The 25,894-nt window shown below is 60.1% G+C and carries 24 protein-coding genes; 12 read left to right on the forward strand and 12 right to left on the reverse strand.

Going from position 1 to position 25,894, the window contains the following annotated elements; translation table 11 throughout:
* Positions 1–14: 14 nt before the first annotated feature.
* From C1N56_RS05370 to ypfH, 3 genes are all read left to right on the forward strand, one after another.
* Positions 15–878 (forward strand): KPN_02809 family neutral zinc metallopeptidase, encoded by an 864-nt coding sequence (locus C1N56_RS05370; RefSeq protein ID WP_394517208.1) that lies wholly within the window; start codon positions 15–17, stop codon positions 876–878.
* Positions 878–2,854, forward strand: a complete 1,977-nt coding sequence (locus C1N56_RS05375) for a tRNA(Met) cytidine acetyltransferase TmcA (RefSeq protein WP_394517209.1) — start codon at positions 878–880, stop codon at positions 2,852–2,854. Before C1N56_RS05370 ends, C1N56_RS05375 begins: the two co-directional genes overlap by 1 nt.
* A gap of 73 nt (positions 2,855–2,927) precedes the next feature.
* The gene (gene ypfH, locus C1N56_RS05380) at positions 2,928–3,623 is read left to right on the forward strand and encodes an esterase (protein ID WP_021508041.1); all 696 of its coding nucleotides are present in this window, start codon (positions 2,928–2,930) and stop codon (positions 3,621–3,623) included.
* Between the two features lie 67 nt (positions 3,624–3,690).
* On the opposite strand, the gene C1N56_RS05385 is transcribed toward ypfH, so the two are convergent.
* The 3 genes from C1N56_RS05385 to C1N56_RS05395 are packed head-to-tail and all read right to left on the reverse strand — an operon-like array spanning position 3,691 to position 5,400.
* Positions 3,691–3,879: a YpfN family protein gene (locus tag C1N56_RS05385; protein ID WP_021508042.1), complete on the reverse strand. Its 189-nt coding sequence runs from the start codon at positions 3,877–3,879 to the stop codon at positions 3,691–3,693.
* A 23-nt stretch (positions 3,880–3,902) separates the two neighbouring features.
* A complete protein-coding gene (gene dapE, locus C1N56_RS05390; protein WP_010617581.1) occupies positions 3,903–5,030 on the reverse strand; it encodes a succinyl-diaminopimelate desuccinylase in 1,128 nt (375 codons plus the stop codon).
* A gap of 1 nt (position 5,031) precedes the next feature.
* Complete coding sequence (locus C1N56_RS05395) at positions 5,032–5,400, reverse strand: ArsC family reductase (RefSeq protein WP_021508043.1); 369 nt, start codon at positions 5,398–5,400, stop codon at positions 5,032–5,034.
* Positions 5,401–5,794: 394 nt separating this feature from the next.
* On the opposite strand from C1N56_RS05395, the gene ypfM reads away from it, so the two are divergent.
* Entirely contained in the window at positions 5,795–5,854 is a 60-nt protein-coding gene (ypfM, locus tag C1N56_RS05400) for a protein YpfM (RefSeq protein ID WP_104085366.1), read from the forward strand.
* Between the two features lie 108 nt (positions 5,855–5,962).
* On the opposite strand, the gene acrD is transcribed toward ypfM, so the two are convergent.
* The 3 genes from acrD to narQ all read right to left on the reverse strand — a co-directional run bounded on the left by acrD (position 5,963) and on the right by narQ (position 11,637).
* Positions 5,963–9,079 (reverse strand): multidrug efflux RND transporter permease AcrD, encoded by a 3,117-nt coding sequence (gene acrD / locus C1N56_RS05405; protein WP_394517210.1) that lies wholly within the window; start codon positions 9,077–9,079, stop codon positions 5,963–5,965.
* A gap of 195 nt (positions 9,080–9,274) precedes the next feature.
* A complete protein-coding gene (locus C1N56_RS05410; protein ID WP_058758331.1) occupies positions 9,275–9,907 on the reverse strand; it encodes a response regulator in 633 nt (210 codons plus the stop codon).
* A 41-nt stretch (positions 9,908–9,948) separates the two neighbouring features.
* The gene (narQ, locus tag C1N56_RS05415; protein ID WP_058758332.1) at positions 9,949–11,637 is read right to left on the reverse strand and encodes a nitrate/nitrite two-component system sensor histidine kinase NarQ; all 1,689 of its coding nucleotides are present in this window, start codon (positions 11,635–11,637) and stop codon (positions 9,949–9,951) included.
* 238 nt (positions 11,638–11,875) lie between these two features.
* Here narQ and C1N56_RS05420 point away from each other — a divergent pair, with 238 nt between their 5' ends.
* The 8 genes from C1N56_RS05420 to nudK all read left to right on the forward strand — a co-directional run bounded on the left by C1N56_RS05420 (position 11,876) and on the right by nudK (position 19,713).
* Positions 11,876–12,148, forward strand: coding sequence for a YdgH/BhsA/McbA family protein (locus C1N56_RS05420; RefSeq protein WP_058770823.1), 273 nt, complete (start codon positions 11,876–11,878; stop codon positions 12,146–12,148).
* 290 nt (positions 12,149–12,438) lie between these two features.
* Complete coding sequence (ansP, locus tag C1N56_RS05425; RefSeq protein ID WP_031279802.1) at positions 12,439–13,941, forward strand: L-asparagine permease; 1,503 nt, start codon at positions 12,439–12,441, stop codon at positions 13,939–13,941.
* Between the two features lie 163 nt (positions 13,942–14,104).
* Entirely contained in the window at positions 14,105–14,575 is a 471-nt protein-coding gene (napF, locus tag C1N56_RS05430) for a ferredoxin-type protein NapF (RefSeq protein WP_021508050.1), read from the forward strand.
* Positions 14,565–14,843, forward strand: coding sequence for a chaperone NapD (locus C1N56_RS05435; protein ID WP_021508051.1), 279 nt, complete (start codon positions 14,565–14,567; stop codon positions 14,841–14,843). The genes napF and C1N56_RS05435 overlap by 11 nt, the downstream gene beginning before the upstream one ends.
* Positions 14,840–17,326 carry a nitrate reductase catalytic subunit NapA gene (gene napA, locus C1N56_RS05440; RefSeq protein ID WP_394517211.1) on the forward strand — a complete coding sequence of 829 codons (2,487 nt, stop codon included), beginning with the start codon at positions 14,840–14,842 and terminating at the stop codon, positions 17,324–17,326. Before C1N56_RS05435 ends, napA begins: the two co-directional genes overlap by 4 nt.
* 11 nt (positions 17,327–17,337) lie before the next feature.
* Entirely contained in the window at positions 17,338–17,769 is a 432-nt protein-coding gene (gene napB / locus C1N56_RS05445) for a nitrate reductase cytochrome c-type subunit (RefSeq protein WP_058758336.1), read from the forward strand.
* A gap of 7 nt (positions 17,770–17,776) precedes the next feature.
* The gene (napC, locus tag C1N56_RS05450) at positions 17,777–18,361 is read left to right on the forward strand and encodes a cytochrome c-type protein NapC (RefSeq protein ID WP_058758337.1); all 585 of its coding nucleotides are present in this window, start codon (positions 17,777–17,779) and stop codon (positions 18,359–18,361) included.
* A 773-nt stretch (positions 18,362–19,134) separates the two neighbouring features.
* The gene (nudK, locus tag C1N56_RS05455; protein WP_166711967.1) at positions 19,135–19,713 is read left to right on the forward strand and encodes a GDP-mannose pyrophosphatase NudK; all 579 of its coding nucleotides are present in this window, start codon (positions 19,135–19,137) and stop codon (positions 19,711–19,713) included.
* A 70-nt stretch (positions 19,714–19,783) separates the two neighbouring features.
* Here the strand turns inward: nudK and rbsK are convergent, their stop codons facing one another.
* The 6 genes from rbsK to C1N56_RS05485 are packed head-to-tail and all read right to left on the reverse strand — an operon-like array spanning position 19,784 to position 25,894.
* Positions 19,784–20,758: a ribokinase gene (rbsK, locus tag C1N56_RS05460; protein WP_141496608.1), complete on the reverse strand. Its 975-nt coding sequence runs from the start codon at positions 20,756–20,758 to the stop codon at positions 19,784–19,786.
* Positions 20,755–21,651, reverse strand: a complete 897-nt coding sequence (gene alsK / locus C1N56_RS05465; RefSeq protein ID WP_394517212.1) for an allose kinase — start codon at positions 21,649–21,651, stop codon at positions 20,755–20,757. The genes rbsK and alsK overlap by 4 nt, the downstream gene beginning before the upstream one ends.
* Positions 21,648–22,340, reverse strand: a complete 693-nt coding sequence (gene alsE / locus C1N56_RS05470) for a D-allulose 6-phosphate 3-epimerase (protein ID WP_031279804.1) — start codon at positions 22,338–22,340, stop codon at positions 21,648–21,650. Before alsE ends, alsK begins: the two co-directional genes overlap by 4 nt.
* Positions 22,340–23,389, reverse strand: a complete 1,050-nt coding sequence (locus C1N56_RS05475) for an ABC transporter permease (protein WP_021508059.1) — start codon at positions 23,387–23,389, stop codon at positions 22,340–22,342. Before C1N56_RS05475 ends, alsE begins: the two co-directional genes overlap by 1 nt.
* Before the next feature lie 17 nt (positions 23,390–23,406).
* Positions 23,407–24,396, reverse strand: coding sequence for an ABC transporter permease (locus tag C1N56_RS05480; protein ID WP_125309140.1), 990 nt, complete (start codon positions 24,394–24,396; stop codon positions 23,407–23,409).
* Positions 24,389–25,894, reverse strand: a complete 1,506-nt coding sequence (locus C1N56_RS05485) for a sugar ABC transporter ATP-binding protein (RefSeq protein WP_021508061.1) — start codon at positions 25,892–25,894, stop codon at positions 24,389–24,391. Before C1N56_RS05485 ends, C1N56_RS05480 begins: the two co-directional genes overlap by 8 nt.

Genomic DNA, 25,894 nt, shown 5'->3' on the forward strand with positions numbered 1-25,894 from the left:
AACAGGAGCAGGCCATGCGCTGGCAAGGGCGTCGTGAAAGCGACAATGTGGAAGATCGTCGCGGCGATTCGCCGGGTTTTAGTTCTGGCGGACGCCAGATTCGTCTGCCGCGCGGCAAGGGCGGCATTATTCTGCTGATTGTGGTCGCGGTCGCTGGCTATTACGGCTACGACCTCACCGCGCTGCTGGAAGGCGGCGCGCCGGTGTCGCAACAGCAGCAGCGTCAGGTCAATTCGCCGCAGGATAACGAGGCGGCCAAATTCACCTCGGTGATCCTCGCCACCACTGAAGATACCTGGGGCAAACTGTTCCAGCAGATGGGCAAACAATACGCGCCGCCAAAGCTGGTGATGTATCGCGGTGCGACGCGCACTAACTGCGGTACCGGCCAGTCGGCAATGGGGCCGTTCTACTGCCCGGCCGATCAGACGGTATATATCGATCTCTCCTTCTATGACGACATGAAAACCAAACTCGGAGCCGGGGGGGATTTTGCCCAGGGTTACGTCATCGCCCACGAAGTGGGGCATCACGTGCAGAAACTGCTGGGTATCGAACCGAAAGTGCGCCAGATGCAGCAGGGCGCCACGCAGGCGCAGGTGAACCAGCTGTCGGTGAAGATGGAGCTGCAGGCGGACTGCTTTGCTGGCGTCTGGGGTCACTATATGCAGCAGGAGAACATTCTTGAGGTGGGCGATTTGCAGGAAGCGCTGAACGCCGCCGAGGCGATTGGCGACGATCGTCTGCAGCAGCAAAGTCAGGGGCGCGTAGTGCCGGACAGCTTCACTCACGGCACCTCACAGCAGCGCTACACCTGGTTCAAACGCGGTTTTGACAGCGGCAATCCGGGCCAGTGCAACACCTTCGCCAGTAACTGATGTTGCACGCTGAACTGACGGCGGCGATGCAGCAAGCCGGTATCCGCCGTCTGTGCGTAATAGCCGGTGAAGCTGGCTGGGCGCGCCATGAGGCGGCCACATGGCAGGCCGCACTGCCCGGTGACTGGTTAACGGTCAGCGACAGCGATGACTTCCCGCAGCGCGTCGCGCCTGCGGCGCTGCGTACCCTGCTGGGCCGGGAATTCCGGCATGCCATTTTCGATGCGCGCCACGGCTTTCATGCGGAAGCGTTCGCTGCGCTGGCCGGGACGCTGCGGGCCGGCAGCTGGCTGCTGTTACTGACGCCAGACTGGAACGCCTGGCCGGCGCAACCCGATCGCGACAGCCTGCGCTGGGCCGATGTCGACCAGCCCATCGCCACGCCGCATTTCATCCACCATCTGCAACAGCATATCCTGCAGGATGCGCAGGTGATGCTGCTGCGTCAGCACCAGACGCCGCGCCTGCCGCCGCCGCAGTCCTTCGCGCCGTGGCAGTGTCGTGCCCCCGAGCAGCAGGCGCAGATTGTCCGCCAGCTGTGCGCCATGCCGCCCGGTGTCGCGGTGATCATCGCCCCGCGCGGTCGCGGCAAATCGGCGCTGGCGGGGATGCTGGCGCGCCAGACGCAAAGCGCGCTGGTGACGGCGCCGGCCAAAGCCGCGACGGAGGTGCTGGCGCAGTTCGCCGCTGAGCAGTTTAGATTTATGGCCCCGGATGCGATTCTCGCTCAGCCGCAGGAGGCTCAGCCGCTGGCAGAATGGCTGATTGTGGATGAGGCCGCGGCGATCCCCGCGCCGCTGTTACAGCAGCTGGTGCAGCGTTTTCCACGCGTTCTGCTGACCACCACGGTGCAGGGCTACGAAGGTACCGGGCGCGGTTTCATGCTGCGCTTTTGCGCCACGCTGCCGCAGGTGCGCTATTTCCAGCTGGATGAGCCGCTGCGCTGGTCGGCGCAGGATCCGCTGGAGCAGTGGCTGAGTGCGGCGCTGCTGTTTGCTGAGGCCGAAGCCTGCGACGCACCCGCGCAGACAGCGATTTTTGCCGCTACGCCCACGCAGCACGCCGGTGCCTTACAGGCCGGCTATCGTCTGCTGGCGAGCGCCCACTATCGCACCTCGCCACTCGATCTGCGACGTATGCTGGATGCGCCCGGCATGCATTTCTGGCTGGCCGGGCAGCCGCAGCAGGTCACCGGCGCGCTGTGGCTGGTGGAAGAGGGCGGACTGGATGCCGCGCTGGCGCAGGCGGTGTGGGCCGGCTTACGTCGTCCGCGCGGCAATCTGGTGGCGCAGTCATTAGCGGCACATGCCGGTTTTACTGAAGCGGCGACGTTACGTTCGCTGCGCATCAGCCGCATCGCCGTGCAGGCCGCGCAGCGCCAGCGCGGCATCGGTCGCGCGCTGGTGGCGACGGCGCGGCAGCAGGCGCAGGGCGCGGACTATCTGTCGGTGAGCTTTGGCTACACCGCAGCGCTGTGGCAGTTCTGGCGCGCCTGCGGCTTTACGCTGGTGCGTATCGGTTCACAGCGCGAAGCCAGCAGCGGTTGCTATGCGGCGATGGCGATTTGTGCGCTGACGCCTGCCGGTGAAGCCCTGCAGCAGCGCGCCGCGCAGCGTCTGGCGCGCGACTGGCCGTGGCTGCAAAAGCTGATCGCGGTGCCGCTGACCCTGTCGTCCACCGACCATCAATCTCTCAGCGCCGACGACTGGCCGCTGCTGGCCGCGTTTGCCTGGGCGCAGCGGCCGTTTGAAGCCAGCTATCCGGTGCTGCAGCGGCTGGCTGGTGTCGCATCGCCACCCTTGCTGTGTGCCATACTGCAACAAAAACAAACGCTGAGTGAAGCGGCACGGCTGGCCGGCGTGAGCGGGCGTAAAGCGCTGATGCTCAGGTTGCGCGCGGAGGCGGCTGACGCACTCACCACGCTGGATGCCGCCGCCGCGCAGCACTGGCAGCAGCGCCTCGGCACATTGCAATAAATCCATTATCTCATTCAAATTTTCCCAATATCACTTTGCCCTCAGCGGCGTATAGTGATTTGAGGAGGACGTTATGGCACTACGATATGTAATTGTTCAGCAACCGGATAACGCCGCGCAGCTGTTTTTGCTGTATCACGGCGTGAACGACAACCCCGATTCGATGGCGCAGATTGGCAGCTGGTTCGCGCAGGCGTTTCCGCAGGCGCAGGTGGTATCGGTGGGCGCACCTTATCCGGCCAGCGCGCCGCAGGGCCGCCAGTGGTATGCCGAGATACCGGAACACGACCGCTCGCAGCAGCAGGGCGTGGACGCGGTGATGCCGTCCTTTGTCGAGTCGGTGCGTCACTGGCAGCAGCAGAGCGGCGTGCGGCCGGAAGCCACCGCGCTGGTCGGTTTTTCGCAGGGCGGCACCATGGTGCTGGAAGGCGTAAAAGCCCAGCCGGATCTGGCGGGACGCGTGGTGGCCTTTAGCGGCCGCTACGTCACGCTGCCGGAGCAGGCCAGCACGCGCAACACTATCCACCTGATTCACGGCGATTATGACGAGCAGGTGCCGATGCAGCATGCGGAAGCGGCGATGCAGCGCTTAACTGCGCTGGGCGGCGATGTGACGCTGGATATCGTTGACGACCTGCCGCACGCGATTGATGAACGCAGCATGCAGCTGGCGCTGAATCACCTGCGCTATACCGTGCCGCGCCGCTATTTCGATGAGGCGCTGAGCGGGGCGAAGCCGGGTGACGACGATGTGGTGATGATGGTGTGAGACATGCGCGCCATAAAACAAAGGTCGCCGTGCAGGGCGACCTTGTACTTTAAACGATCGGCGGCGACTACTTCTTTTTCGGCCAGTCGTCGTCATCGTCCCACTTATCGTTGAAATCGCGATGCGGTGGCAGATCCGGTTTGTTATCCATATATTTTTTATGATCGATGCGCTTCAGGTCTTTATAGACGTTCATCAGCACGCCCACCATCAGCAGAATCACAATCACCCACCAGTACTCTTTTAACCATTCCATGAGGTTTCTCCTTCAAGGTGCCATCAGGCGATCAGCTGTTCCATAATGCGCTGATACATCCGGCTCAGCAGCTGCAAATCCGAGGCTTTCACGCACTCATTGATCTTATGAATAGTGGCATTTACCGGGCCGAGCTCCACCACCTGTGCGCCCATGCGGGCAATAAAGCGCCCGTCAGAGGTGCCGCCGGTGGTTAACAGCTGCGGCTTGATCTCATTATAGTGCGCCACAGCGTTGACGACCGCATCCACCAGCTTGCCGCGTGAAGTCAGGAATGGCTGACCGGACACATTCCACTCCAGCGTATAGCGCAGCTGGTGGCGATCGAGTAGCGCCGCCACGCGATCTTTGATCATCTGATCGGTCAGTTCGGTGCTGAAGCGGAAGTTAAACTGCACGAAAAACTCGCCGGGAATCACATTGTTACTGCCGGTTCCCGCCTGCACGTTGGCGATCTGCATGCTGGTCGGCGGGAAGAACTCATTGCCCTGATCCCATTCGGTCGCCACCAGCTCGTTGAGCGCTGGCATTGCACGATGTACCGGGTTATCAGCCAGATGCGGATAAGCCACGTGGCCCTGCACGCCGTGAATGGTCAGATTGGCGGTCATCGAGCCGCGACGACCATTCTTCACCACGTCGCCGACCACTTCGGTGCTCGACGGTTCACCGACGAGGCAGTAATCCATGCGTTCATTGCGCGCCATCAGGCGCTCAACCACTTTTACCGTACCGTTGACGGCGCTGGCTTCTTCATCGGAAGTGATGAGAAACGCCAGCCGGCCAGCATGATTGGGATGGGCAGCAACGAAGCGCTCGGCCGCCACCACCATCGCCGCCAGCGAGCCTTTCATGTCCGCGGCGCCACGGCCAAACAGCATGCCGTCGCGAATCGAAGGTTCAAACGGCGGGCTGATCCAGCGGTTGGCATCGCCCGGCGGCACCACATCGGTGTGCCCGGCAAAGGCCAGCGTTTCGCCCTGGCCGCGCGTGGCCCAGAAGTTAAGCGTATCGCCAATGTGCATCGGCTCGACGTGGAAACCAATCGCCTCCAGGCGCGCAATTAACATGGCCTGGCAACCGGCGTCATCCGGACTAAGCGAGGGGCGACGAATAAGCTGCTGAGCCAGCTCAATGACCGGACAGAACATGTTATGACTTCTCCTGGATAAAGGCGTGATAAACGGGTTCTTTGAAACCCACCAGCAATGTACCGTCTGGCGCCGCCAGCACCGGACGTTTGATCAGCGCCGGGTGCGCCAGCATCAGCGCTTTGGCGCTGGCCGCATCGCGGATGGCATCGCGTTCCGCTTCCGGCAACTGACGCCAGGTGGTGCCGCGCGTGTTCAGCAGCACGTCATACCCCAGCTGGTCGATAAAGGATTGCAGCAGCGCCGCATCCAGCCCGTCAGCGCGATAATCATGAAAATGAAAGTCGATGCCGGAAGTGCTCAAATAGTTGCGTGCTTTTTTTATGGTGTCGCAATTCTTAATTCCGTACATCACCCATTGCGCTGTCATCGCGTATTCCCGTCCTGTGTTAAATAAAGCGCGAGTTTACCATAGCGCGCCATGGGCTGTGAGGTCAGACGCGTGGCAGCGCTGTTTTTCATCTCGCCGCGACGCCAATAAACGACGCTAATCAGGGCCAGTAAACGCTTTCACTTACCTGCGAAATTGTCGCCTGCGGCATCATTAGCGATCTAAGAATTATCTTAGGCGGCAAAAACGGGCCTGGCGGATTAAGTCCGCGCTTTTATGAGTCGCATTAACAGGTTGCTGAAATGTGCGTCAGTCCGCAGTTTCGGCAAATTCAAGCTTTCTGCGGTAGTTGCCGATAGTGATGAGAGGTGGAAACGTATTCACCTGTAGAAAAAAACGGCGTAAAATCGCCACTACAAGAAGAGAGGGTATTATGGTTGAACACGAACTGGGGAACTGGAAAGAATTTATCGAAGCGATGTTACGTAAGTAACTCGTGAAGAGAAAAGCAGGGCACTTCCCAACTTGCTGTTATTCTTACCGCACACATCAATAAAGCCGCCATTCATCATGGCGGCTTTTTATTTGTCCGAAGTTAGCCTCAGTCGTGCGGCTTTGCCCGCAGCGGGAAGCGGCGGCGCACCAGCACGAAGAACAGCGGCACAAAGAAGATCGCCAGCACCGTGGCGGAGATCATGCCGCCCATCACGCCAGTACCGACCGCATGCTGGCTGCCGGAACCGGCACCGCTACTGATCGCCATCGGCAGCACGCCGAAAATAAAGGCCAGCGACGTCATCAGAATCGGCCGCAGGCGCTGCCGCGATGCCTCCAGCGTCGACTCCAGCAGTTCACGCCCTTTGCTGTTGATCTTATTGGCGAACTCGACGATCAGGATCGCATTCTTCGCCGACAGGCCAATCACCGTCAGCAGGCCGACCTGAAAGTAGACGTCATTCTCCAGTCCGCGCAGCCAGGTGGCGACCAGCGCGCCCACCACGCCCAGCGGCACCACCAGCATCACCGAGAACGGAATCGACCAGCTCTCGTACAGCGCCGCGAGGCACAGGAACACCACCAGCAGCGAAATCGCATACAGCGCCGGCGCCTGCGAGCCGGAGAGACGCTCCTGATAGGAGGCACCGGTCCACTGGAAGCCAACGCCGAGCGGCAGCTGCGCCACCAGTTTCTCCATCTCATCCATCGCCGTGCCGCTGCTGACGCCGTTAGCCGCCTCGCCGACAATCTCCAGCGATGAATAGCCGTTATAGCGTTCAAGACGCGGTGAACCGGTCTCCCAGTGGCTGGTGGCGAAGGCGGAGAACGGCACCATGCCGCCGCTGTTGTTGCGCACATACCATTTGTTGATGTCGCCCGGCAGCATGCGGAATTCCGGTGCGGCCTGGACGTAGACCTTCTTCACACGGCCGCGGTCGAGAAAATCATTCACATAGGTTGAGCCCCAGGCGGTGGTCAGGGTGTCGTTGATGGTGTCCAGCGATACGCCGAGCGCCTGCGCTTTACGCTGGTCGACATCAATCTGCAACTGCGGGCTGTCGTCGAGCCCGTTGTGGCGCACGCGCGACAGCGCCGGATTGTTGTCGGCCAGCGCCAGCAGCCGATCGCGCATCGCCATCAGCTCGGTATGCCCGATGCCGCCGTGATCCTGCAACTCCATATCAAAGCCGGAGGAGCTACCCATGCCGGTGATCGCCGGTGGACTGCTGGCGATGACGCGTGCCTCTTTGATCTTTTTAAAGGCTGCGGTGGCGCGATCTATGATGGCAAACGAGGTACGATCGCGACCTGGCCGCTGCTCCCAGTCCTTCAGGCGCACAAACAGGCGCGCCACGTTTTGTCCGTTGCCGCCCGGACCGGCACCGATGGTGGAGAACACCGACAGCACATTGTCCTTTTCGGCAGTCAGGTAATAATCCTCAACCTTTGCTACCACCTGCGAGGTTTGCTGCAGCGTCGAGCCCGGCGGCAGCTGTACCTGAGTAAGAAATACGCCGCGATCTTCCAGCGGCAGGAAGGAGGTAGGCAGACGAATAAACAGGAATGCCATCACGCCGATAATCGCCAGGTAGAGCAGCAGCCAGCGGCCGCTCTTCAGCAGAATGCGCGCTACGCCGCGCTCGTAGCGTTCGGCGCTGGCATTGAAGTGACGGTTAAACCAGCCGAAAAAGCCGCGCCGGCCATGGTGCTGGCCCTGCGCCAGCGGTTTGAGCAGCGTGGAGCACAGCGCGGGCGTCAGAATCATCGCCACCAGCACCGACAGCACCATCGCCGAGACAATGGTGATGGAGAACTGGCGATAGATAGCGCCCACGGTGCCGCCAAAGAACGCCATCGGCACAAACACCGCGGACAGCACCAGCGCGATGCCCACCAGCGCGCCCTGAATCTGCCCCATCGATTTACGCGTGGCGGTCCGCGGCGATAATCCCTCTTCGCTCATGATGCGCTCGACGTTTTCCACCACCACGATGGCATCATCCACCAGCAGCCCGATGGCCAGCACCATGGCGAACATGGTCAGGGTGTTAATACTGAAGCCGCAGGCGTACAGCACCGCAAAGGTGCCGAGCAGCACCACCGGCACAGCAATGGTGGGAATGAGCGTGGCGCGGAAGTTTTGCAGGAACAGGTACATCACCAGAAACACCAGCAGGATCGCTTCCAGCAGGGTTTTCACCACGTCCTTAATGGAGGCTTTGACGAACGGCGTGGTTTCAAACGCCACTTTGGCTTCCAGTCCGTGCGGGAAGTATTGCGCCAGTTCGGCAACACGGGCGCGCACCAGCTTGTCGGTGTTCATCTCGTTAGCGCCGGAGGCCAGTTTGATGCCGAGACCGGATGCCGGCTGGCCGTTATAGCGGCTCAGAAAGTCATACTTTTCGGCGCCCATGGCGATGGTGGCCACGTCGCCGAGCGTCACCACTGAACCGTCAGTGTTGGTTTTCAGCGTAATGGCGCGAAACTGCGCGGGCGTCTGTAGCATCGACTGGGCGTTAACCGTGGCGTTTAGCGCCTGTTTGTCCACCGACGGCAACCCGCCGACCTGGCCGACCGCCACCTGGGTGTTCTGCGATTCGATGGCGCTGACCACATCGTCGGTGGTTAGCGCGTAGTTAATCAGCTTATTGGGATCGAGCCAGATGCGCATCGCGTATTGCGATCCGTAGGCATCGACCTGGCCGACGCCGTCGATGCGGCTGAGCGGATCCTGAATATTACTGGCAACGTAATCGGCAATATCCTGTTTATCCATGCTGCCGTCGGTGGAGACAAAGGCAATCATCAGAATGTTGCTGTCGCCGGTTTTGTTTACCGTGACGCCCTGCGACTGCACCGCCGCTGGCAGTTTGCGCAGCGCGCTCTGCAGCTGATTCTGTACCTGTTGCCGCGCTTCATCCGGGTTAGTGCCGGCGGTAAAGGTGAGGGTGATCTGCGCCTGGCCGGTATTGCTGCTGTTCGAGGACATGTACATCAGGTTATCGATCCCCGTCATATTCTGCTCGATAACCTGGGTGACGGTGTTTTCCAGCGTCTGCGCGGATGCGCCGGGATAGTTGGCGGTGATGCGCACGTTAGGCGGCGCGAGATCCGGATACTGTTCCACCGGCAGCGAGATAATGGCCAGCGTGCCACACAGGCACAGCAAAATAGCCAGCACCCAGGCAAAAATGGGGCGGTCGATAAAAAAGTTCGACATGAAACCGACACTCCTCAGCTGCGTACTTTGTACTTGTTATTAGTAAAAGCGTGCCGCAGGCTGCGCTTCACGCTGGCGGAGTGCAAGGGCGATCCTGAAAACTCCGGCTGCTGCTTACTGTACGCGGGGCAAATTAGGGAATCGTGGATAAATTATGGAGAAAGTGTAAAAGTCGCAGCAGCTTTATGTGCGCAATCACACATTGCGACTCTCCAGCCACAGCACCGTTGCCGCAACGCGGGAACGGACGTCGAGCTTACGCAGCAGGTTGCGGATGTGCACCTTTACCGTTTCTTCGGAAATGTGCAGCGTGGCGGCAATCTCTTTGTTGGATAAGCCGCGCGCCACTTCCTGCAACACATCCAGTTCGCGCTCGGTCAGCTGTCTGAACGGATTGGCGCTGGGCTGGCGGGTCGCCAGATATTCTGCCACCACCTCGCTGAACACGTTCTCGCCCTGTGCGCCGCGCATTACCTGCGCCAGCAGCAGTTCCGGTTCGCTGTCTTTGAGCAGATAGCCATCGGCGCCAGCATCCACCATGGCGTAAATATCGCTGCGCGCGTCGGACACTGTCAGCACCAGAATGCGTGCCGCGACGCCCTCGTGGCGCAGCGCCTTCAGCGTATCCAGCCCGGACATGCCCTTCATATTCAGATCGAGCAGAATCACATCCGGTGCCAGACGGCGCGCTTCGGCCAGTGCTTCGGTACCGTTATTCGCCTCAGCCACCACTTCCAGACGCGGTTCCAGCGCCAGCAACTGGCGGATACCGCGACGCATCAGCGGATGATCGTCAACGATCATAATAGACAGGGAAGGGTGAGCCATAGGTTCTCCAGAGTTTCAATCCATTTGCTAAGTGTAATGCGTTAAGCCAGCCGGTGCGCGGGGCGGGCGGGAAAACGCAGCGTGACGCAGGTGCCCTGCGCCTGCGGGGTAATCAGTAAGCTGCCGGCGAGACGCGCCGCGCGCTCGGCCATGATGGTCAGCCCGTAGTGGCCCGGCGGCTCTTCTACGCTATTGATACCGCAGCCGTCATCTTCGATGGTCAGCAGGTGCTCATCATCAGCGACACGCTGATAGCGAATCTGAATCTGCTGCGCCTGCGCGTGACGAATTGCATTGAGCAGCGCCTCGCGCGCAATCTGCAGCACGTGCACCTGCTGCTGGGCATCCAGCGTTTGCAGGCCTGGCTGATAGTCAAAGGTAATCGCCGCCTGCGACTGCTCCTGCAGCGGGGCGATCATCGCCTGCATCGCCTGCACTAAATCGGCCTGTTCAATGCTCAGACGGAAGGTGGTGAGCAGTTCGCGCAGCTGCTGATACGCCTCGGCCAGCGCGCGATCGAAATCGGCGATGATCGCCTGTGCCTGCGGCTGGCTGCTATCGACATTACGCCGCAGCAGCGTCAGCTGGATACGCAGAAAAGAGAGCGACTGCGCCAGTGAATCGTGCAGCTCGCGCGCAATGGTGGCGCGCTCTTCAATCAGCAGCATTTGCTGATACTGCTTCTGCGTCTGCCAGATCCACAGTGCACGCGCCAGCATGTTGGCCAGGCTGTGCATCAGCTCATCGGCCGGCGGCGCGCGGCGGGTTTGCCAGCACAGTTCGCCGAGGCGCTGCTCCTCCTGCTGCAGCGGCAGCCGCTGCCAGCTGAGATCGTCGGCGGGCACGCCGGCCTGGAAGGCGATATCCTCGCTGGCGATTTGCAGCACCTCCAGCGCTTCCCGCCGCTGTACCAGCCGCAGCAGGCCCTGGAACAGCTCGGGATTGAGCGGGCTGCCGGTGAGAATCTGCGAGCTTTCATACAGCAGCGACAGCGTGCGGTTGGCCTGGGTTAAATCTTCGGTTTTATTGCGTACCGCGCACTCCAGCAGGCGATAGTGCGAATGCAGCCGCTCCGCCATAGTGGTAAACGCCTGCGCCAGCACGCCCAGCTCGTTGGGCTGATGCACGGAAAGCGGCGGAAAACTGAAGTTGGCCTGTTCGACGTATTGACTGGCGGTGACCAGCGAATCGAGCGGACGCACCACGTTGCGGCGAATAAAGCCAATGCTCCACAGCGCCAGCGCGACAATCGCCAGAAAGCCGAACAGGCTGCTGGCGGCCACCAGATGCATTTTCAGCTCGGCATAGTGCTGCACCGCCAGCACGAAGCGGTCAATCTCACTGACGTAGCCCGCCACGCGCTGCTGGTACACCTGCGCCCGCGCCGGCTGCAGCGTCTCCTGCAGTACCGGCCAGCTGTCGCGCAGATAGCGGTAGCGGCTGCTGACTTCAATCGGCACCCACGGACGCTCCAGATGTTGCAGCGCCGGTGACTCCAGCGTCTGCTGATATTGCTGCATATGGTGCGCCAGCTGCTGCGGATCGCGCGTGCTGTCCCACGCCAGCCGGTAGATTTGCATGCGCAGCGAGCCGGCGACATTCACCGCTTCGGCATCGCGCAAACTGCTGGAGAGCGTCATCAGCGCCAGGCCGGTGGTTAACAGCGACAGCAGCACAATCGCGCTGAGCGCGCGGGCAATGGTGCGGGTAACGGGACGTTTCACTATCACAATAATAACCCTTACAAGAGCGGGGGATTATAAGTCAGCCGCAGCGCGGGGGCGAGCGCGAAATTGACACATCTGGTTACTTTTACCAGAGAAACTCATCACGTTTTACGTTTCCCTGGATTAGTCGCGTTTGGCTGGCGAAATATTGAACGCTTTTACCGCCCGCGCAGCCTGGTTTGCACTGGCTCGCCGATACTATGACGCGTAACCCTTTCCCGCACGACAACAGGAGCACCTCATGAAGACACGTTATGCCGTAATGACTGCTGCACTGCTTGCCAGCGCATCGTTTACTACCTTTGCCGCCTCGCCGTTGAGCGAGGCACAAACCCAGGACCTTCAAAGCAGCGGCACCGTTTCGGTGAGCGGCGTGCGCGGTTCGCTGGATGACGCCACCCGTCAGCTGTCGCAAAAAGCGGAAGAGATGGGTGCCAGCCACTATCGCGTCATTGGCATGCAGAATCCAGGCGATTCCAGCATGTGGAGCGGCAGCGCCGAGATTTACCGTTAATGCCCTTCATTATTCCCCTCTGGTAGTTTTTTCCTGTAGCCACCGATTACCGGCCACCCCACTGGCCGGTTTTTTTGTGCGTCGCGACGGATTATTACAAATCAACCCGTGCAGTCAGCCAGTATATTTTGCTTCGTTCATGCAGAACGGGTAGGATTCATCGCCGTAATTTCCCGGCTCGCCGCGCGGCATCGTTCCGCCGCTCAGGGGCCGGTTTTACCCCATTTCGCACTGCCCGGCGCAATCGATTGGTTACGCGGTGATTGATGGACAGGACAAACAGGAAAGCTATGAAATCTACTAAAAAAACGCCAGCCGAACAGCGTGCTGCGAGAAGGCGCTGGCTTAACTCTCACGACACGGGTTACCACAAAGCGATGGGTAACCGTCAGGTACAAATGATCGCCATTGGCGGCGCTATCGGTACCGGTCTGTTCCTCGGTGCCGGCGCGCGTCTGCAGATGGCCGGTCCGGCACTGGCACTGGTGTATCTGGTGTGCGGTATCTTCTCCTTCTTTATTCTCCGTGCGTTGGGCGAGCTGGTGTTGCATCGCCCTTCCAGCGGCAGCTTTGTTTCGTACGCGCGTGAATTCCTCGGGGAAAAAGCGTCCTACGTTGCAGGCTGGATGTATTTCGTTAACTGGGCGATGACCGGTATCGTCGATATCACCGCGGTGGCGCTTTACATGCATTACTGGGGCGCGTTTGGCGATGTGCCGCAGTGGGTGTTTGCGCTGGGCGCGCTGGCGATTGTCGGCACCATGAACATGATCGGCGTGAAATGGTTCGCCGAGATGGAATTCTGGTTCGCGCTGGTGAAAGTGCTGGCTATCGTGGTGTTCCTGATAGTCGGCGTGGTGTTCCTCGGCAGCGGTAAACCGCTGGACGGCAACACCACCGGCTTCCATCTGATCACCGACAACGGCGGGCTGTTCCCGCACGGTCTGCTGCCGGCGCTGGTGCTGGTACAGGGCGTGGTGTTTGCCTTCGCCTCGATTGAACTGGTGGGCACGGCGGCGGGCGAGTGTAAAGACCCGAAAACCATGCTGCCGAAAGCCATCAACAGCGTGATCTGGCGTATCGGCCTGTTCTATGTGGGTTCCGTGGTGCTGCTGGTACTGCTGCTGCCGTGGAACGCCTATCAGGCCGGACAAAGCCCGTTCGTCACCTTCTTCTCCAAACTGGGCGTGCCCTACATTGGCAGCGTGATGAACATCGTGGTGCTGAGCGCGGCGCTGTCGAGCCTGAACTCGGGCCTGTACTCTACCGGACGTATTCTGCGTTCAATGTCGATGGGCGGGTCGGCGCCGCAGTTCATGTCGAAGATGAGTAAGCAGCAGGTGCCGTACGCCGGTATCCTGGTGACCATCGGCGTGTACGTGATCGGCGTGGTGCTCAACTACTACGTTCCGTCGCAGGTGTTTGAGATCGTCCTGAACGTGGCGTCGCTGGGGATTATCTCCTCGTGGGCGTTCATCGTGGTGTGCCAGATGCGTCTGCGCAAAGCCATCAAAGAGGGCAAAGCGGAAGATGTCAGCTTCAAGCTGCCGTGGGCGCCGGTTACCTCGTGGCTGACGCTGCTGTTCCTGGTGAGCGTGCTGGTGCTGATGGCGTTTGACTACCCGAACGGCACTTACACCATTGCTTCAATTCCGCTGATTGCCGTGCTGCTGGTGCTCGGCTGGTTTGGCGTGCGTAAGCGCGTGCAGGCGGAGGCGATGAAAGAGCACGAGCATCATCATGACGATCAGGATGATGCGGCGCCTAAACTGGCGGAAGACAACGCGCGTTAATCGCAGCGATGCTCACCTGCGGGGGCCAGTCGGCCCCCGTTTTTATTTCAATTCTCCTTCTCTTGATCCCGCATCGGGAATTACACCTTTCGGGTGATATAGCCCTTCATAACCTCAGGTTATTTTACGCACCATCTCTACATCCCCGCATTGAGGTGAGCCGATGGCGCTGTCGCGACGTGAACTCTTTACCGGGCAGCGCGTCATGCCTGCCGGCGGTATCGCGTTGCCGTGGTGGCGGGGAGAGAGCGGCTGTGACGGCTGCGCCCGCTGCGTACAAGCCTGCGAGAGCGGCATTATCCGCATCGCCGCTGGCGAAGCGCCGCAGCTCGACTTTCTGCAGGGGGAATGCACCTTTTGCGCCGCCTGTGCCGATGTCTGCCCGCAGCCGCTGTTTCAGCCGCGCGACACTGAACCTTTTAGCCGGCGCATCCGCATCGACAGCCGCTGTATCGCTTTTCTTGGCGTTAACTGTCGCAGCTGCCAGGAGAGTTGTGAGCAGCAGGCGATCCGTTTTCGCCTGATGCCCAACGGCATCGGCCAGCCGGAAATCCTTCCGCAACACTGCACCGGCTGTGGCGCCTGTATCGCGCCGTGTCCGGTCTCAGCCACAGGACTGCATCATGACGAATAACGACAGCTGGCACGTATGTGGCCTGGTGATTCAGGCACGTCCGACCGCGATCGCTGCGGTGCGGCAGGCGCTACTGAACTTTGCTGACAGCGACATCGCGGCAGAAGATGCCGCACGCGGCACGCTGGCGCTAACGCTGGGCGCGGCCGACAGCGCCACGCTGCTGAGCAACATTGAAGCCACCCGCAACATCCCGGATGTGCTGGCGGTATCGCTGGTTTATCACCAGCAAGACGAAATTGAAGAACCCTGTAAGGAAGCATCATGAACCTGAGTCGTCGTGATTTTATGAAGGCCAATGCGGCGGCTGCTGCTGCAACGGCTGCCGGTCTCACCATTCCGACCGTGACCAAAGCGGCCACCAGCCTGGCTGAGCCGATTCGCTGGGAAAAAGCGCCGTGCCGGTTTTGCGGCACCGGCTGTGGCGTGCTGGTCGGCACGCAGAATGGCCGCGTGGTCGCCTCGCAGGGCGATCCGCAGGCGGAGGTTAATCGCGGTCTGAACTGCATCAAAGGCTACTTCCTGCCGAAGATCATGTACGGCAAAGATCGTCTGACCCAGCCGCTGCTGCGCATGACCGACGGCAAATTCGATAAGAACGGCGAGTTTACCCCGGTAAGCTGGGATCAGGCGTTCGACATCATGGAAGCGAAGTTTAAGGCGGCGCTGAAAGCCAACGGCCCGGAATCGGTCGGCATGTTTGGCTCCGGCCAGTGGACCGTATGGGAAGGTTACGCCGCATCAAAGCTGATGAAAGCCGGCTTCCGCACCAACAACCTCGATCCGAACGCGCGCCACTGCATGGCGTCTGCGGTGGTGGGCTTTATGCGTACCTTCGGTATGGACGAACCGATGGGCTGCTACGATGACATCGAGCAGGCCGATGCGTTTGTGCTGTGGGGATCGAACATGGCCGAGATGCACCCGATTCTCTGGTCACGCCTGACCGCGCGTCGTCTCAGCAATGACAACGTCAAAGTGGCGTTGCTGTCGACCTATCGCCACCGCAGTTTCGAGCTGGCCGATAACGCCATCGTCTTCACGCCGCAGAGCGATCTGGCGATCCTCAACTTCATCGCTAACTACATCATTCAGAACAATAAAGTCGATAAAACCTTCCTGCAGAATCACGTCACGCTGCGTAAAGGCGTGACGGATATCGGCTACGGTTTGCGCCCGACCAATCCGCTGCAGGCGGCGGCGAAAAATCCGGACAACGGCGAGTCGACGCCGATCAGCTTCGATGAGTATGCGAAATTTGTCGCGGAATACACGGTGGAAAAAGCCAGCGCCATGAGCGGCGTAAAGCAGGATCAGCTGATCGCGCTGGCGGAGCTGTACGCCGATCCGAACGTCAAGGTGGTCTCTTACTGGACCATGGGCTTTAACCAGCATACGCGCGGCGTGTGGGCGAACAACCTGTGCTACAACATCCACCTGCTGACCGGCAAAATTTCCCGTCCGGGCACCGGACCGTTCTCGCTCACCGGCCAGCCATCGGCCTGTGGCACCGCGCGTGAAGTGGGCACGTTTGCGCACCGTCTGCCAGCCGACATGGTGGTGAACAATGACAAACACCGCGCTTTAGCTGAAAAACTGTGGAAGCTGCCGCAGGGCACGGTGCCAGCCAAAGTCGGTCTGCACGCCGTGGCGCAGGATCGCGCGCTGAAAGACGGCAAGCTGAATGCCTACTGGGTGATGTGTAACAACAACATGCAGGCCGGGCCGAACCTGACGCAGGAACGCATGCCGGGCTGGCGCGATGCACGCAACTTTGTGGTGGTATCCGACCCGTATCCGACCGTCAGCGCCCTGTCTGCCGACCTGATTCTGCCGACGGCGATGTGGGTAGAGAAAGAGGGCGCCTACGGCAACGCCGAGCGCCGTACCCAGTTCTGGCATCAGCAGGTGAAAGCGCCGGGCGAGGCGAAATCGGATCTGTGGCAGCTGGTGACCTTTGCCAAACGCTTCCGCGTTGAGGACGTGTGGCCAGAGGCGCTGATTGCTCAGCAGCCTGAGCTGAAAGGCAAAACCCTGTACGACGTGCTGTATGCCAACGGCCAGGTGAATCAGTTCCCGCTGAGCGAAGTGGCCGACGATCGCCTCAACGATGAAGCGCGTGAGTTTGGCTTCTATATTCAGAAAGGCCTGTTCGAGGAGTATGCCAGCTTTGGCCGCGGTCACGGTCACGATCTCGCACCGTTCGATACTTATCACGAGGCGCGCGGTCTGCGCTGGCCGGTAGTGGACGGCAAAGAGACGCGCTGGCGCTATCGTGAAGGTTTCGACAGCTACGTGAAAGCCGGTGAGGGGGTACGTTTTTACGGTAAGCCGGACGGCAAAGCCACCATTTTTGCCCTGCCGTACGAGCCGCCAGCGGAAGCGCCGGATGCCGAATATGACCTGTGGTTCTGCACCGGTCGCGTGCTGGAGCACTGGCACACCGGCACCATTACGCGCCGCGTGCCGGAACTGCACCGCGCGGTGCCGCAGGCGCTGCTGTATATCCATCCGCTGGACGCCAAAGATCGCGGCTTCCGTCGCGGTGAGAAGGTGCGCGTGGTATCGCGTCGCGGCGAAACCCTCGCCACCGTGGAAACGCGCGGGCGTAATCAGCCACCGCAGGGGCTGGTATTTATGCCGTTCTTTGATGCCGGCGTGCTGGCCAACAACATCACGCTGGACGCCACCGATCCGCTGTCGAAGCAGACCGATTACAAAAAATGCGCCGTTAAGCTGGTGAAAATCTGAGGCAGGATGCAATGAAACCTTTTATCACTCTTGTAACCGTTGCCGCCCTGATGCTGGGCGGCGTGGTGTACGCTAATAACGGCGTCGATCTCAATCAGTCACCGGAAGTGACGGCAACGCAGCAGGGCACCATTCATCAGCCCAAAGAGCAGAGCCGCAAGCCGCTGAACTATGTTAATCAGCCGCCGGTGATCCCGCACAGCGTGGAGGGCTACCAGGTGACGAAGAACGTGAACCGCTGCCTGCAGTGTCACGGCACCCAGAGCTATCTGACCACCGGCGCGCCGCGCGTCAGTCCGACGCACTTTACCGACCGCGACGGCGTGGTGAGCAGCACGGTATCGCCGCGTCGCTACTTCTGCCTGCAGTGTCACGTGCCGCAGACCGATGCTAAACCGGTGGTGGAAAACACCTTTAAGCCGGCTGACGGCTTTGGGCAGTGAGGTGGCGATGAAACAGAAACTTTTACGTATCTGGCGCTGGTGGCGACGCCCCAGCCGTCTGGCGCTCGGCACGCTGCTGATTCTTGGCTTTGCTGGCGGCATCATTTTCTGGGGCGGTTTTAACACCGCGATGGAAATGACCAACCGCGAGCAGTTCTGTATTGGCTGTCACGAAATGCGCAACAACGTCTATCAGGAATATATGCAGACGGTGCACTACAACAACCGCAGCGGCGTGCGCGCCACCTGCCCGGATTGTCACGTGCCGCACGAGTGGGGGCCGAAGATGATTCGTAAGATCCAGGCGAGTAAAGAGGTGTACGCCAAGATCTTCGGCCTGATTGATACGCCGCAGAAGTTTGAAGAGACGCGTATCGAGCTGGCGCAGAACGAATGGCGCCGGATGAAGAACAACAATTCGCAGGAGTGTCGTAACTGTCACAACTTCGATTATATGGACTTCACCGCGCAGAAAACGGTCGCCGCCAAAATGCACAGCAAAGCGGTGCAGGACGGACAGACCTGTATCGACTGCCACAAAGGCATTGCCCACCATCTGCCGGATATGAAAGACCAGCCAAACGGTTTTTAATCGTGACCCTGGCCGCGCCTGCCGGTGCGGTATCAGGGTGTTAGTGCCGACCGGTTGATACAGCCGCAAACCACACAACATCGTAGCGGCGCGATTTATCGCGCTAAGTCAATCACTGCACAGTTGCCCGGATGCGCAATGAATGGCGCCGCTACAATTCGTGCGGCATTTTATTTCTGCACCCTCATCCTGCACACATCGTAGCGGCGCGATTTATCGCGCGAAGTTAATCACTGCACAGCCGCCCGGATGCGCAATGAATGGCGCCGCTACGATTCGTGTGGCATTTTATTTCTGCACCCTCATCCTACACACATCGTAGCGGCGCGATTTATCGCGCTAAGTTAATCACTGCACAGCTGCCCGGATGCGCAATGAATGGCGCCGCTACGATTCGTGTGACATTTTATTTCTGCACCCTCATCCTGCACACATTGTAGCGGCGCGATTCATCGCGCTAAGTTAATCACTACACAGCTGCCCGGATGCGCAATAAATTGCGCCGCTACAATTCGTGCGGCATTTTATTTCTTCACCATCATCCTGAACACATCGTAGCAGCGCGATTCATCGCGATAAGTTAATCACTGCACAGCTGCCCGGATGCGCAATAAATTGCGCCGCTACGATTCGTGCCATGAACGTTGAAAAGGCGTAATGCTCAACTGACAGGCATTACGCCATCGCAGGCAACCTGCTCGACAATTCAGATAGTTTTCCCCACGGCTTCAGCCTATCATCTCAGGCTCCCTCAGCTACGCAGTGGAGCGGCTATGTCGTTAAAGATCAACATCATCAAAGATAAGTTGCTGTCTGATAATTATTTCATTCTGCGCAACTACACCTACGAACTCACCCGCAGCAACGGCGACGTGGTACGTCACAAACGTGAAGTCTACGATCGCGGCAACGGCGCCACCATTCTGCTCTACAACCGTGAAAAAAACAGCGTGGTGCTGATTCGTCAGTTCCGCATCGCGACCTATGTTAACGACAACGACAGCGGTGAGCTGATTGAAACCTGCGCCGGGCTGCTGGATAACGACACGCCGGAAGATTGCATCCGTAAAGAAGCGGTGGAAGAGACCGGCTATCAGGTTGGTAAGGTCGAAAAGCTGTTTGAGGCCTACATGTCGCCGGGCGGCGTAACGGAATTGCTGCACTTTTTCGCCGCTGAATACAGCGACGCGCAGCGCGCTAACGACGGCGGCGGCGTGGAAGATGAAGAGATCACCGTACTCGAGTTGCCGTTTCCTCAGGCGCTGGCGATGGTGAAAGAGGGGCGCATTCGCGACGGCAAGACCATTATGTTACTGCACTATGCGCAGCTGATGGGCTGGTTGCAGGCATAACCGCGGCGTTAATCGCAGGGCCGGCACGAATGCCGACTCTGCCGATGCCGGGGCGCAATGCATTGCGCCACTACGCCATGTGCGTTATTTCCGGGGCATTTAACGGCGTTACTGCACACTCCGGATGGGCCTGCATGCGCGCCAGCGCTTCGGCGTAGGAGGGCATGGAATTGGCCGCGCCGGAACGCTCGACGCACAGCGAGGCAAACGCCGCTGCAAACAGCGCCGCCTGCGGTAACGCATCGCCGGATGCCAGGCGCGCCGCCAGTGCGCCGTTGAAGGCATCGCCGGCACCGGTGGTGTCGAGCGGCTGGGCAGGAAACAGCGGAATACGCAGCTGCTGCTCCGCGCTGGAGAGCAGGGCGCCCGCGGTGCCAAGCGTAATAATCACCTGACGCGCGCCCTTACGGTGCAGCACTTCGGCGGCGCGCTGCGCGCTGGCAAAATCGGTCACTTTTATCCCGCTCAGCTGCATCGCTTCGGTGCTGTTGGGCGTTAACAGATCCACCTTAGCCAGCAGCGCATCGCTGACTTTCTGCCACGGTGCCGGATTCAGAATGACAAACGTGCCGCCGGCACGCGCGTTGTCGATCATGCGCTGAATGGCGCTGAGGTTGTTCTCCAGCTGCACCAGCAGAATATCGGCGGCAGCCACGGTGGGCTGACAGCGCGCCACTTCGGCCGCGGTCACGGTGGTATTTGCGCCGGGATAGACCGATATCATGTTCTCGGCGTCATCGCCCGCCACGTAAATCAGCGCGTTGCCGGTGGGTTTCTCTTTACAGGTGAACAGCGTAATGGCGTCGAAACCGGTCTTCTCCAGATGGCGACGGGCAAAGGTGCCAAAATCGTCATTACCCACCTTACCGATATAGTGCACGCGCGCCCCGGCGCGCAGCGCGGCGGTGGCCTGGTTGGCCCCTTTGCCGCCGGGCCCCATCATGCTGTTGTGCGCCGTGAGCGATTCGCCCGGCAGGGGGAAACGGTTCATCACCGCCACCACGTCGAGGTTGAACGAGCCAAACACACACACTTTTCCTTTCATTGCGCGCTCCTGAACAGCCGTTCTGCGGCGAGGCAGGCGCCGCGACAGCCGGTGTGATCGGTGGATTGACTGAAGATGATTTTCAAACCATCCCGCGTGGCCGGCGGCCGTAAATGCTGCTGAATCTGGCTGCGCAGCTGCGCCAGCGGGAAATCTGCCATCGCCAGCACGCCGCCGCCCAGAATCAGGTACTCCGGATCGAGAATGTTCATCTCGGTGGCGATCAGCTGCGCCAGACGCTGCACAAACGCCTGTAGCGCCGGGTCAGAACCGTGATGGGTAAACAGCGCCGACATCGGCGTTTGCGCCGCATTGGCCTGCGCCCATTGGCTTAACCAGTGGCCGGAGGTCACGGTTTCCGCGCAGCCGTGGTTGCCGCACGGGCAGGGCAGCGCGTTACCGGCCACCGGCACGTGGCCGAGTTCACCGGCTCCGCCATGCTGACCATGATAGAAGCGGCCGTTGATCCACAGGCTGTTGCCCATGCCGGTGCCAGGATACAAACCTACCGCATTTTCCGGCAGCTGCTCCAGCTGCATTAGATCCCACAGCATCAGATGGTTAACGTCTTTATCCATCGCCACCGGCACGCCCAGTCGTTCACTCAGCAGCGCCGCTACCGGCTGGTGATCGAGCGCCTGAATGAACGGCAGTGAAATCACCTGCTGGCGATCGCGGCTGAGAATACCCGGCAGGCCGAGCATCACACCGCTGACCGGCTGCTGCTCCAGCGTTTCCGCAATCAGCTGCCCGAGTGCGGCCAGCGCATCGGGCTGCTGCGCCCAGCTGGCGGTGGGCACTTTACGAAAGCTGCTCCAGATGCGGCCCGACTCCATCAACTGCAGACGGGTGCCGGTGCCGCCAATGTCGATACCGAGCCAGCGTGTTGTCATGCCGACACCTGCGCCAGGCCCTGCGCTTCATCAATGCTCTCACGCATCATGTTCCACGCGGTGGCGAGGTCTTCGTGAATGTTAAACAAGCCGGAGGTGCCGACAATCAGCACTTCGGCACCGGCACCGACCAGCGTGTTGTAAGTGCGCGTATTACAGGAACCGTCAATCTCAATCAGGTAGCGGTGGCCGTGCGCCTGTTTCAGCGCCTTCAGCTCCTGCACCTTCTGCACCATCTCCGGGATAAACGGCTGACCGGCATAGCCAGGATCCACCGTCATCACGGTGATTTTATCCAGCAGATGAATGTAATGATGGATAAAGGAGACCGGCGTGGCCGGGTTGAGCACCACGCCCACTTTTTTGCCGTAGCTGCGAATCAGATTGATAACGCGGAACGCATCACGATTGATGGTTTCAGCGTGCGGGCAGATGTAATCGGCGCCGGCGTTGGCCACCGCTTCAATAAAGTCGGTCGGCTCTTCCACCATCAGATGCACATCGATCGCCACCTGGGTATGCGGGCGGATCTGCTCAATAAAGAACGGCGACAGGGTGATGTTTTTAACGTAGTGACCGTCCATGATGTCGATATGCAGGAAGTCAGCGCGGGAGTCCAGCACGGCCAGCTGGTGCTTGATCTCCATCAGATTCATACACATCAACGACGGGGAGACTTGAATACGCATCATACTTCCTTTTTTTCGGTCAGAGGATTAAGCGCCGCGGCCAGCTTGCTGAGCCTGACGGCGCGGTGATCGTTAAAGCGCGCTTTGAGTTGTTTGAAGGCCAGCACCACCACCAGCACGGCACCCCACATCGCCAGACTGACGTGCTGGCTGATGTTCATCAGGTTGAAGCCGGTGGAGAGCACCTGCAGCGCAATCAGCGCCAGCACCACGCCGGTCACGCGGCCAAAACCGCCGTTGGGATCGGTGCCGCCGAGAATGATGGCCAGTACGGTCAGCAGCAGGTAGGCATCGCCGTAACCCATGCGCGCCGAGTTAAAGCGCGCCATCATGATCAGGCCGGCCAGCACGCACAGCAGGCTGGAGATGACGTACACCAGCATCACCATACGGTGGGTATTGATGCCGCTGAACCAGGTGGCGTTGATGTTGCTGCCGCCCATGTAGATGCATTTGCCGGCGCGGGTTTTGCCGAGGAACAGCGCCAGCAGCGCGGCGGCAACCAGGAATACCCACAGCGGCAGCGGCATGCCCAGCAGCGTGTCTGAGCCGAGCGACTGCACCACCGGCGGCATACCGCTCACCGCCGCACCTTTGGTCAGCCAGATGCCGATGCCGTTGAGCGTCATCATGGTGGCCAGCGTCACCAGAATCGGGTGTGCGCCGATGCGCGTTACCATCACGCCGGTGATTACGCCAATCACGGCGGCAATCACCATCGCGCCGACGATGGCGATAAACAGCCACAGCAGCTGCTGACCGGTACCGGCATCCGCGGGCAGGGCGCTCATCAGGGTCCAGGCGATGAACAGCGCCGTCAGGTTGGCGGTGGCGATGATGGCGAGATTCAGGCCGCCGCTGAGGATGGCGATAAACATCGCCAGCGTTAACAGGCCGAGCTCCGGCAGCTGAAACGCCATGCTCATAAAGGTCGAGTCGGTGAGAAAGCGGCCCGGCAGCATGACGCTGAAGGTGGCCAGCGCCAGCGCAATCAACAGCATCAGGCCGATGTTGGTGCCGTCCGGCCGCAGCGCAGAGAGAGATTTCATGGTGATGGCTCCTCCCGTCAGACGAAACTGACGTCGGTTTCTTTACGTTTTTTGTAGTGGGTGACGGCAATCGCCACCATAATCGTGCCGCCGACCACAATGTTCATGAAGTAGTTGGAGACGCCGATCAGGTTGAGGCCGTTTTTCAGGATGGCGATCAGGAATACGCCCATCAGCGTGCCGCTGACCGTGCCTTTGCCGCCCATCAGGCTGGCACCGCCCAGCACCGTCGCAGCCAGCACATCCAGCTCACCGCCGACCAGCGCGTTCGGCACTACTTCACCCATGCGGTACACCTGCACCAGCCCGCCAATCGCCGCCATCGCTCCGAGCCAGCCGTAGGCAAACACGTGAATCAATCCCACGCGGATGCCAATACGCCGCGCCGATTCCGCATCGCCGCCCACCGCATACAGCTGACGGCCCAGATTGGTTTTGTTGAGCAGCAGCGCGGTGAGCCCGGCAATCACCAGCATGATCGCCAGCGGTAAGCCAATCTGAAAACTGTTGCCCTGTACGCTAAACGGCAGCACGCTGCGCAGGGTGATCCACCAGTCCGGCAGCGAGTAGAGGCTTTTGCCGCCGGTAACCCACATCAGCAGACCAAACAGCAGCGACTGCATGCTGATGGTGATGATGATCGACACCACGCGCAGCGAGGTGATCAGCAGGGCGTTGATCACGCCAAACAGCGTGCCACAGACGATAGCCAGCAGAATGCTGAGCAGCGCGTTATCAAACTGGAACTGCACAAACAGCGAGGCGATCAGGTATTGCACCACCGACGCCACGGCGGCGAAGGAGATATCGATACCGCCGGTTACCAGCACCACAAACAGGCCGAGGGCGAAAATGCCGGTAACGGCGTAGCTTTCCGCCAGATCCAGCAGGTTCTGCACCGTCAGGAACTGATCGCTGGCCAGCGAGAAGAACACCATGAAAGCCAGCAGCACCCAGGCGAGCCAGCCCTGGCTGGAGTGCGGACGTAAACGAGAGAAATCAGGCATTAATCACCTCCGCCAGCTGTTCCTGCGCCACGGTATCGGGTTGGTATTCGGCATGGATGGTGCCGTCGCGGAAGTGCAGAATGCGGTCGCAGTTGTACCAGACCTCCGGCACTTCGTCGGAAATCAGGATGATCGACAGTCCCTCTTTCGCCAGCTCGTGGATCAGCTGATAGATGCTGGCCTTGGCACCGACATCCACGCCGACGGTCGGCGAGTCGAGGATCAGAATGCGCGGCTGGGTCAGCACCCATTTCGCCAGCACGATTTTTTGCTGGTTGCCGCCGGACAGGGTAGAGATCGCCAGGTTAGGATCGGCCACGCGCACGCCGAGCTGCTGAATCCACTGCAGGATCAGCTTGTTCTTGCGGTATTCGTCGATCAGGTGGAAACGGTTTTGCAGCTTATCGAGGATCGGCAGCACCATGTTGTCGGCCACCGACTGCTGCTGCACCAGGCCGAGCGTCAGGCGATCTTCCGAAACGTAGCCGATACCGGCTTTGATGGCGTCTTCGTGCCCGCGAAAACGCACCGGCTTGCTGTCGAGCCAGATTTTGCCGCTGTCCGGTTTGGTCATGCCAAACAGCGACAGCGCCAGTTCGGTGCGGCCGGAGCCGAGCAGGCCGCACAGGCCCAGCACTTCACCGGCGTAGAGTTTGAAATTGACGTCATGATACTGACCGGCGCGCGTCAGCTTCTCTACTTCGAGAATCGCCCGGTCGGCGTTGCGCGTTGGCGCTTTTAACTGGTAGTCGAGCTTGAGGCCGGTCATCAGTTCGGTCAGGTGATGCGGCGTCATCTCTCTGGCCGGCCAGCAGCCCATCTTGCGGCCGTCGCGGATTACCGTCACGCGATCCGAAATCTCCAGCACTTCATCCAGCCGGTGGCTGACAAACACCACGCAGATATTCTTGTCTTTCAGATAACGCACGGTGCGCAGCAACTGATTGACCTCGGTACGCGTCAGCGACGCGGTGGGTTCGTCCATGATCACCAGTCGTGCATCGGCCACCAGCGCGCGGCAAATCGCCACCTGCTGGCGCTGGGCAATCGACAGCGCGGCGACTTTCTCATTCAGATCGAGATCGAATTTCAGCTCATCAATAATGCCGCGCGCGGTGTCGCGCAGCCGGGCCTGACGGTGCCAGCCGAGCAACCCGTTGAGGTTATGCTCAAAGGCGATGTTCTCCGCCACGCTCAAATTGGGGAACAGCGACAGATCCTGGTAAATCACCTGGATACCGAAGTCGCGCGCCTGACGGGTGGTCAGACGCGGGAAACTCTGGCCGTCGCCGAGGGTAATGCGGCTGCCACTGTCCGGGGCGTGCACCCCGGAAATGACTTTAATTAAGGTGCTCTTGCCACAGCCGTTGGTGCCAGCGAGACAGTGCACTTCGCCGGCCAGCAGGGTCAGCGAGATATCGCTCAGTGCGCGGTTGCCACCAAATGTTTTCGACAGGTTGTCGAGCGCAATCAGCGTCTGTGGAGTGACCTCTTGCAT

The organism is Pantoea sp. SGAir0175 (assembly GCF_043547855.1).

Bases quoted from the DNA above. Each gene is read 5' to 3' on its own strand.
- C1N56_RS05370 (WP_394517208.1), top strand. From the start codon at position 15: ATGCGCTGGCAAGGGCGTCGTGAAAGCGACAATGTGGAAGATCGTCGC.
- C1N56_RS05375 (WP_394517209.1), top strand. From the start codon at position 878: ATGTTGCACGCTGAACTGACGGCGGCGATGCAGCAAGCCGGTATCCGC.
- ypfH (WP_021508041.1), top strand. From the start codon at position 2,928: ATGGCACTACGATATGTAATTGTTCAGCAACCGGATAACGCCGCGCAG.
- C1N56_RS05385 (WP_021508042.1), bottom strand. From the start codon at position 3,879: ATGGAATGGTTAAAAGAGTACTGGTGGGTGATTGTGATTCTGCTGATG.
- dapE (WP_010617581.1), bottom strand. From the start codon at position 5,030: ATGTTCTGTCCGGTCATTGAGCTGGCTCAGCAGCTTATTCGTCGCCCC.
- C1N56_RS05395 (WP_021508043.1), bottom strand. From the start codon at position 5,400: ATGACAGCGCAATGGGTGATGTACGGAATTAAGAATTGCGACACCATA.
- acrD (WP_394517210.1), bottom strand. From the start codon at position 9,079: ATGTCGAACTTTTTTATCGACCGCCCCATTTTTGCCTGGGTGCTGGCT.
- C1N56_RS05410 (WP_058758331.1), bottom strand. From the start codon at position 9,907: ATGGCTCACCCTTCCCTGTCTATTATGATCGTTGACGATCATCCGCTG.
- C1N56_RS05420 (WP_058770823.1), top strand. From the start codon at position 11,876: ATGAAGACACGTTATGCCGTAATGACTGCTGCACTGCTTGCCAGCGCA.
- ansP (WP_031279802.1), top strand. From the start codon at position 12,439: ATGAAATCTACTAAAAAAACGCCAGCCGAACAGCGTGCTGCGAGAAGG.
- napF (WP_021508050.1), top strand. From the start codon at position 14,105: ATGGCGCTGTCGCGACGTGAACTCTTTACCGGGCAGCGCGTCATGCCT.
- C1N56_RS05435 (WP_021508051.1), top strand. From the start codon at position 14,565: ATGACGAATAACGACAGCTGGCACGTATGTGGCCTGGTGATTCAGGCA.
- napA (WP_394517211.1), top strand. From the start codon at position 14,840: ATGAACCTGAGTCGTCGTGATTTTATGAAGGCCAATGCGGCGGCTGCT.
- napB (WP_058758336.1), top strand. From the start codon at position 17,338: ATGAAACCTTTTATCACTCTTGTAACCGTTGCCGCCCTGATGCTGGGC.
- napC (WP_058758337.1), top strand. From the start codon at position 17,777: ATGAAACAGAAACTTTTACGTATCTGGCGCTGGTGGCGACGCCCCAGC.
- nudK (WP_166711967.1), top strand. From the start codon at position 19,135: ATGTCGTTAAAGATCAACATCATCAAAGATAAGTTGCTGTCTGATAAT.
- rbsK (WP_141496608.1), bottom strand. From the start codon at position 20,758: ATGAAAGGAAAAGTGTGTGTGTTTGGCTCGTTCAACCTCGACGTGGTG.
- alsK (WP_394517212.1), bottom strand. From the start codon at position 21,651: ATGACAACACGCTGGCTCGGTATCGACATTGGCGGCACCGGCACCCGT.
- alsE (WP_031279804.1), bottom strand. From the start codon at position 22,340: ATGCGTATTCAAGTCTCCCCGTCGTTGATGTGTATGAATCTGATGGAG.
- C1N56_RS05475 (WP_021508059.1), bottom strand. From the start codon at position 23,389: ATGAAATCTCTCTCTGCGCTGCGGCCGGACGGCACCAACATCGGCCTG.
- C1N56_RS05480 (WP_125309140.1), bottom strand. From the start codon at position 24,396: ATGCCTGATTTCTCTCGTTTACGTCCGCACTCCAGCCAGGGCTGGCTC.
- C1N56_RS05485 (WP_021508061.1), bottom strand. From the start codon at position 25,894: ATGCAAGAGGTCACTCCACAGACGCTGATTGCGCTCGACAACCTGTCG.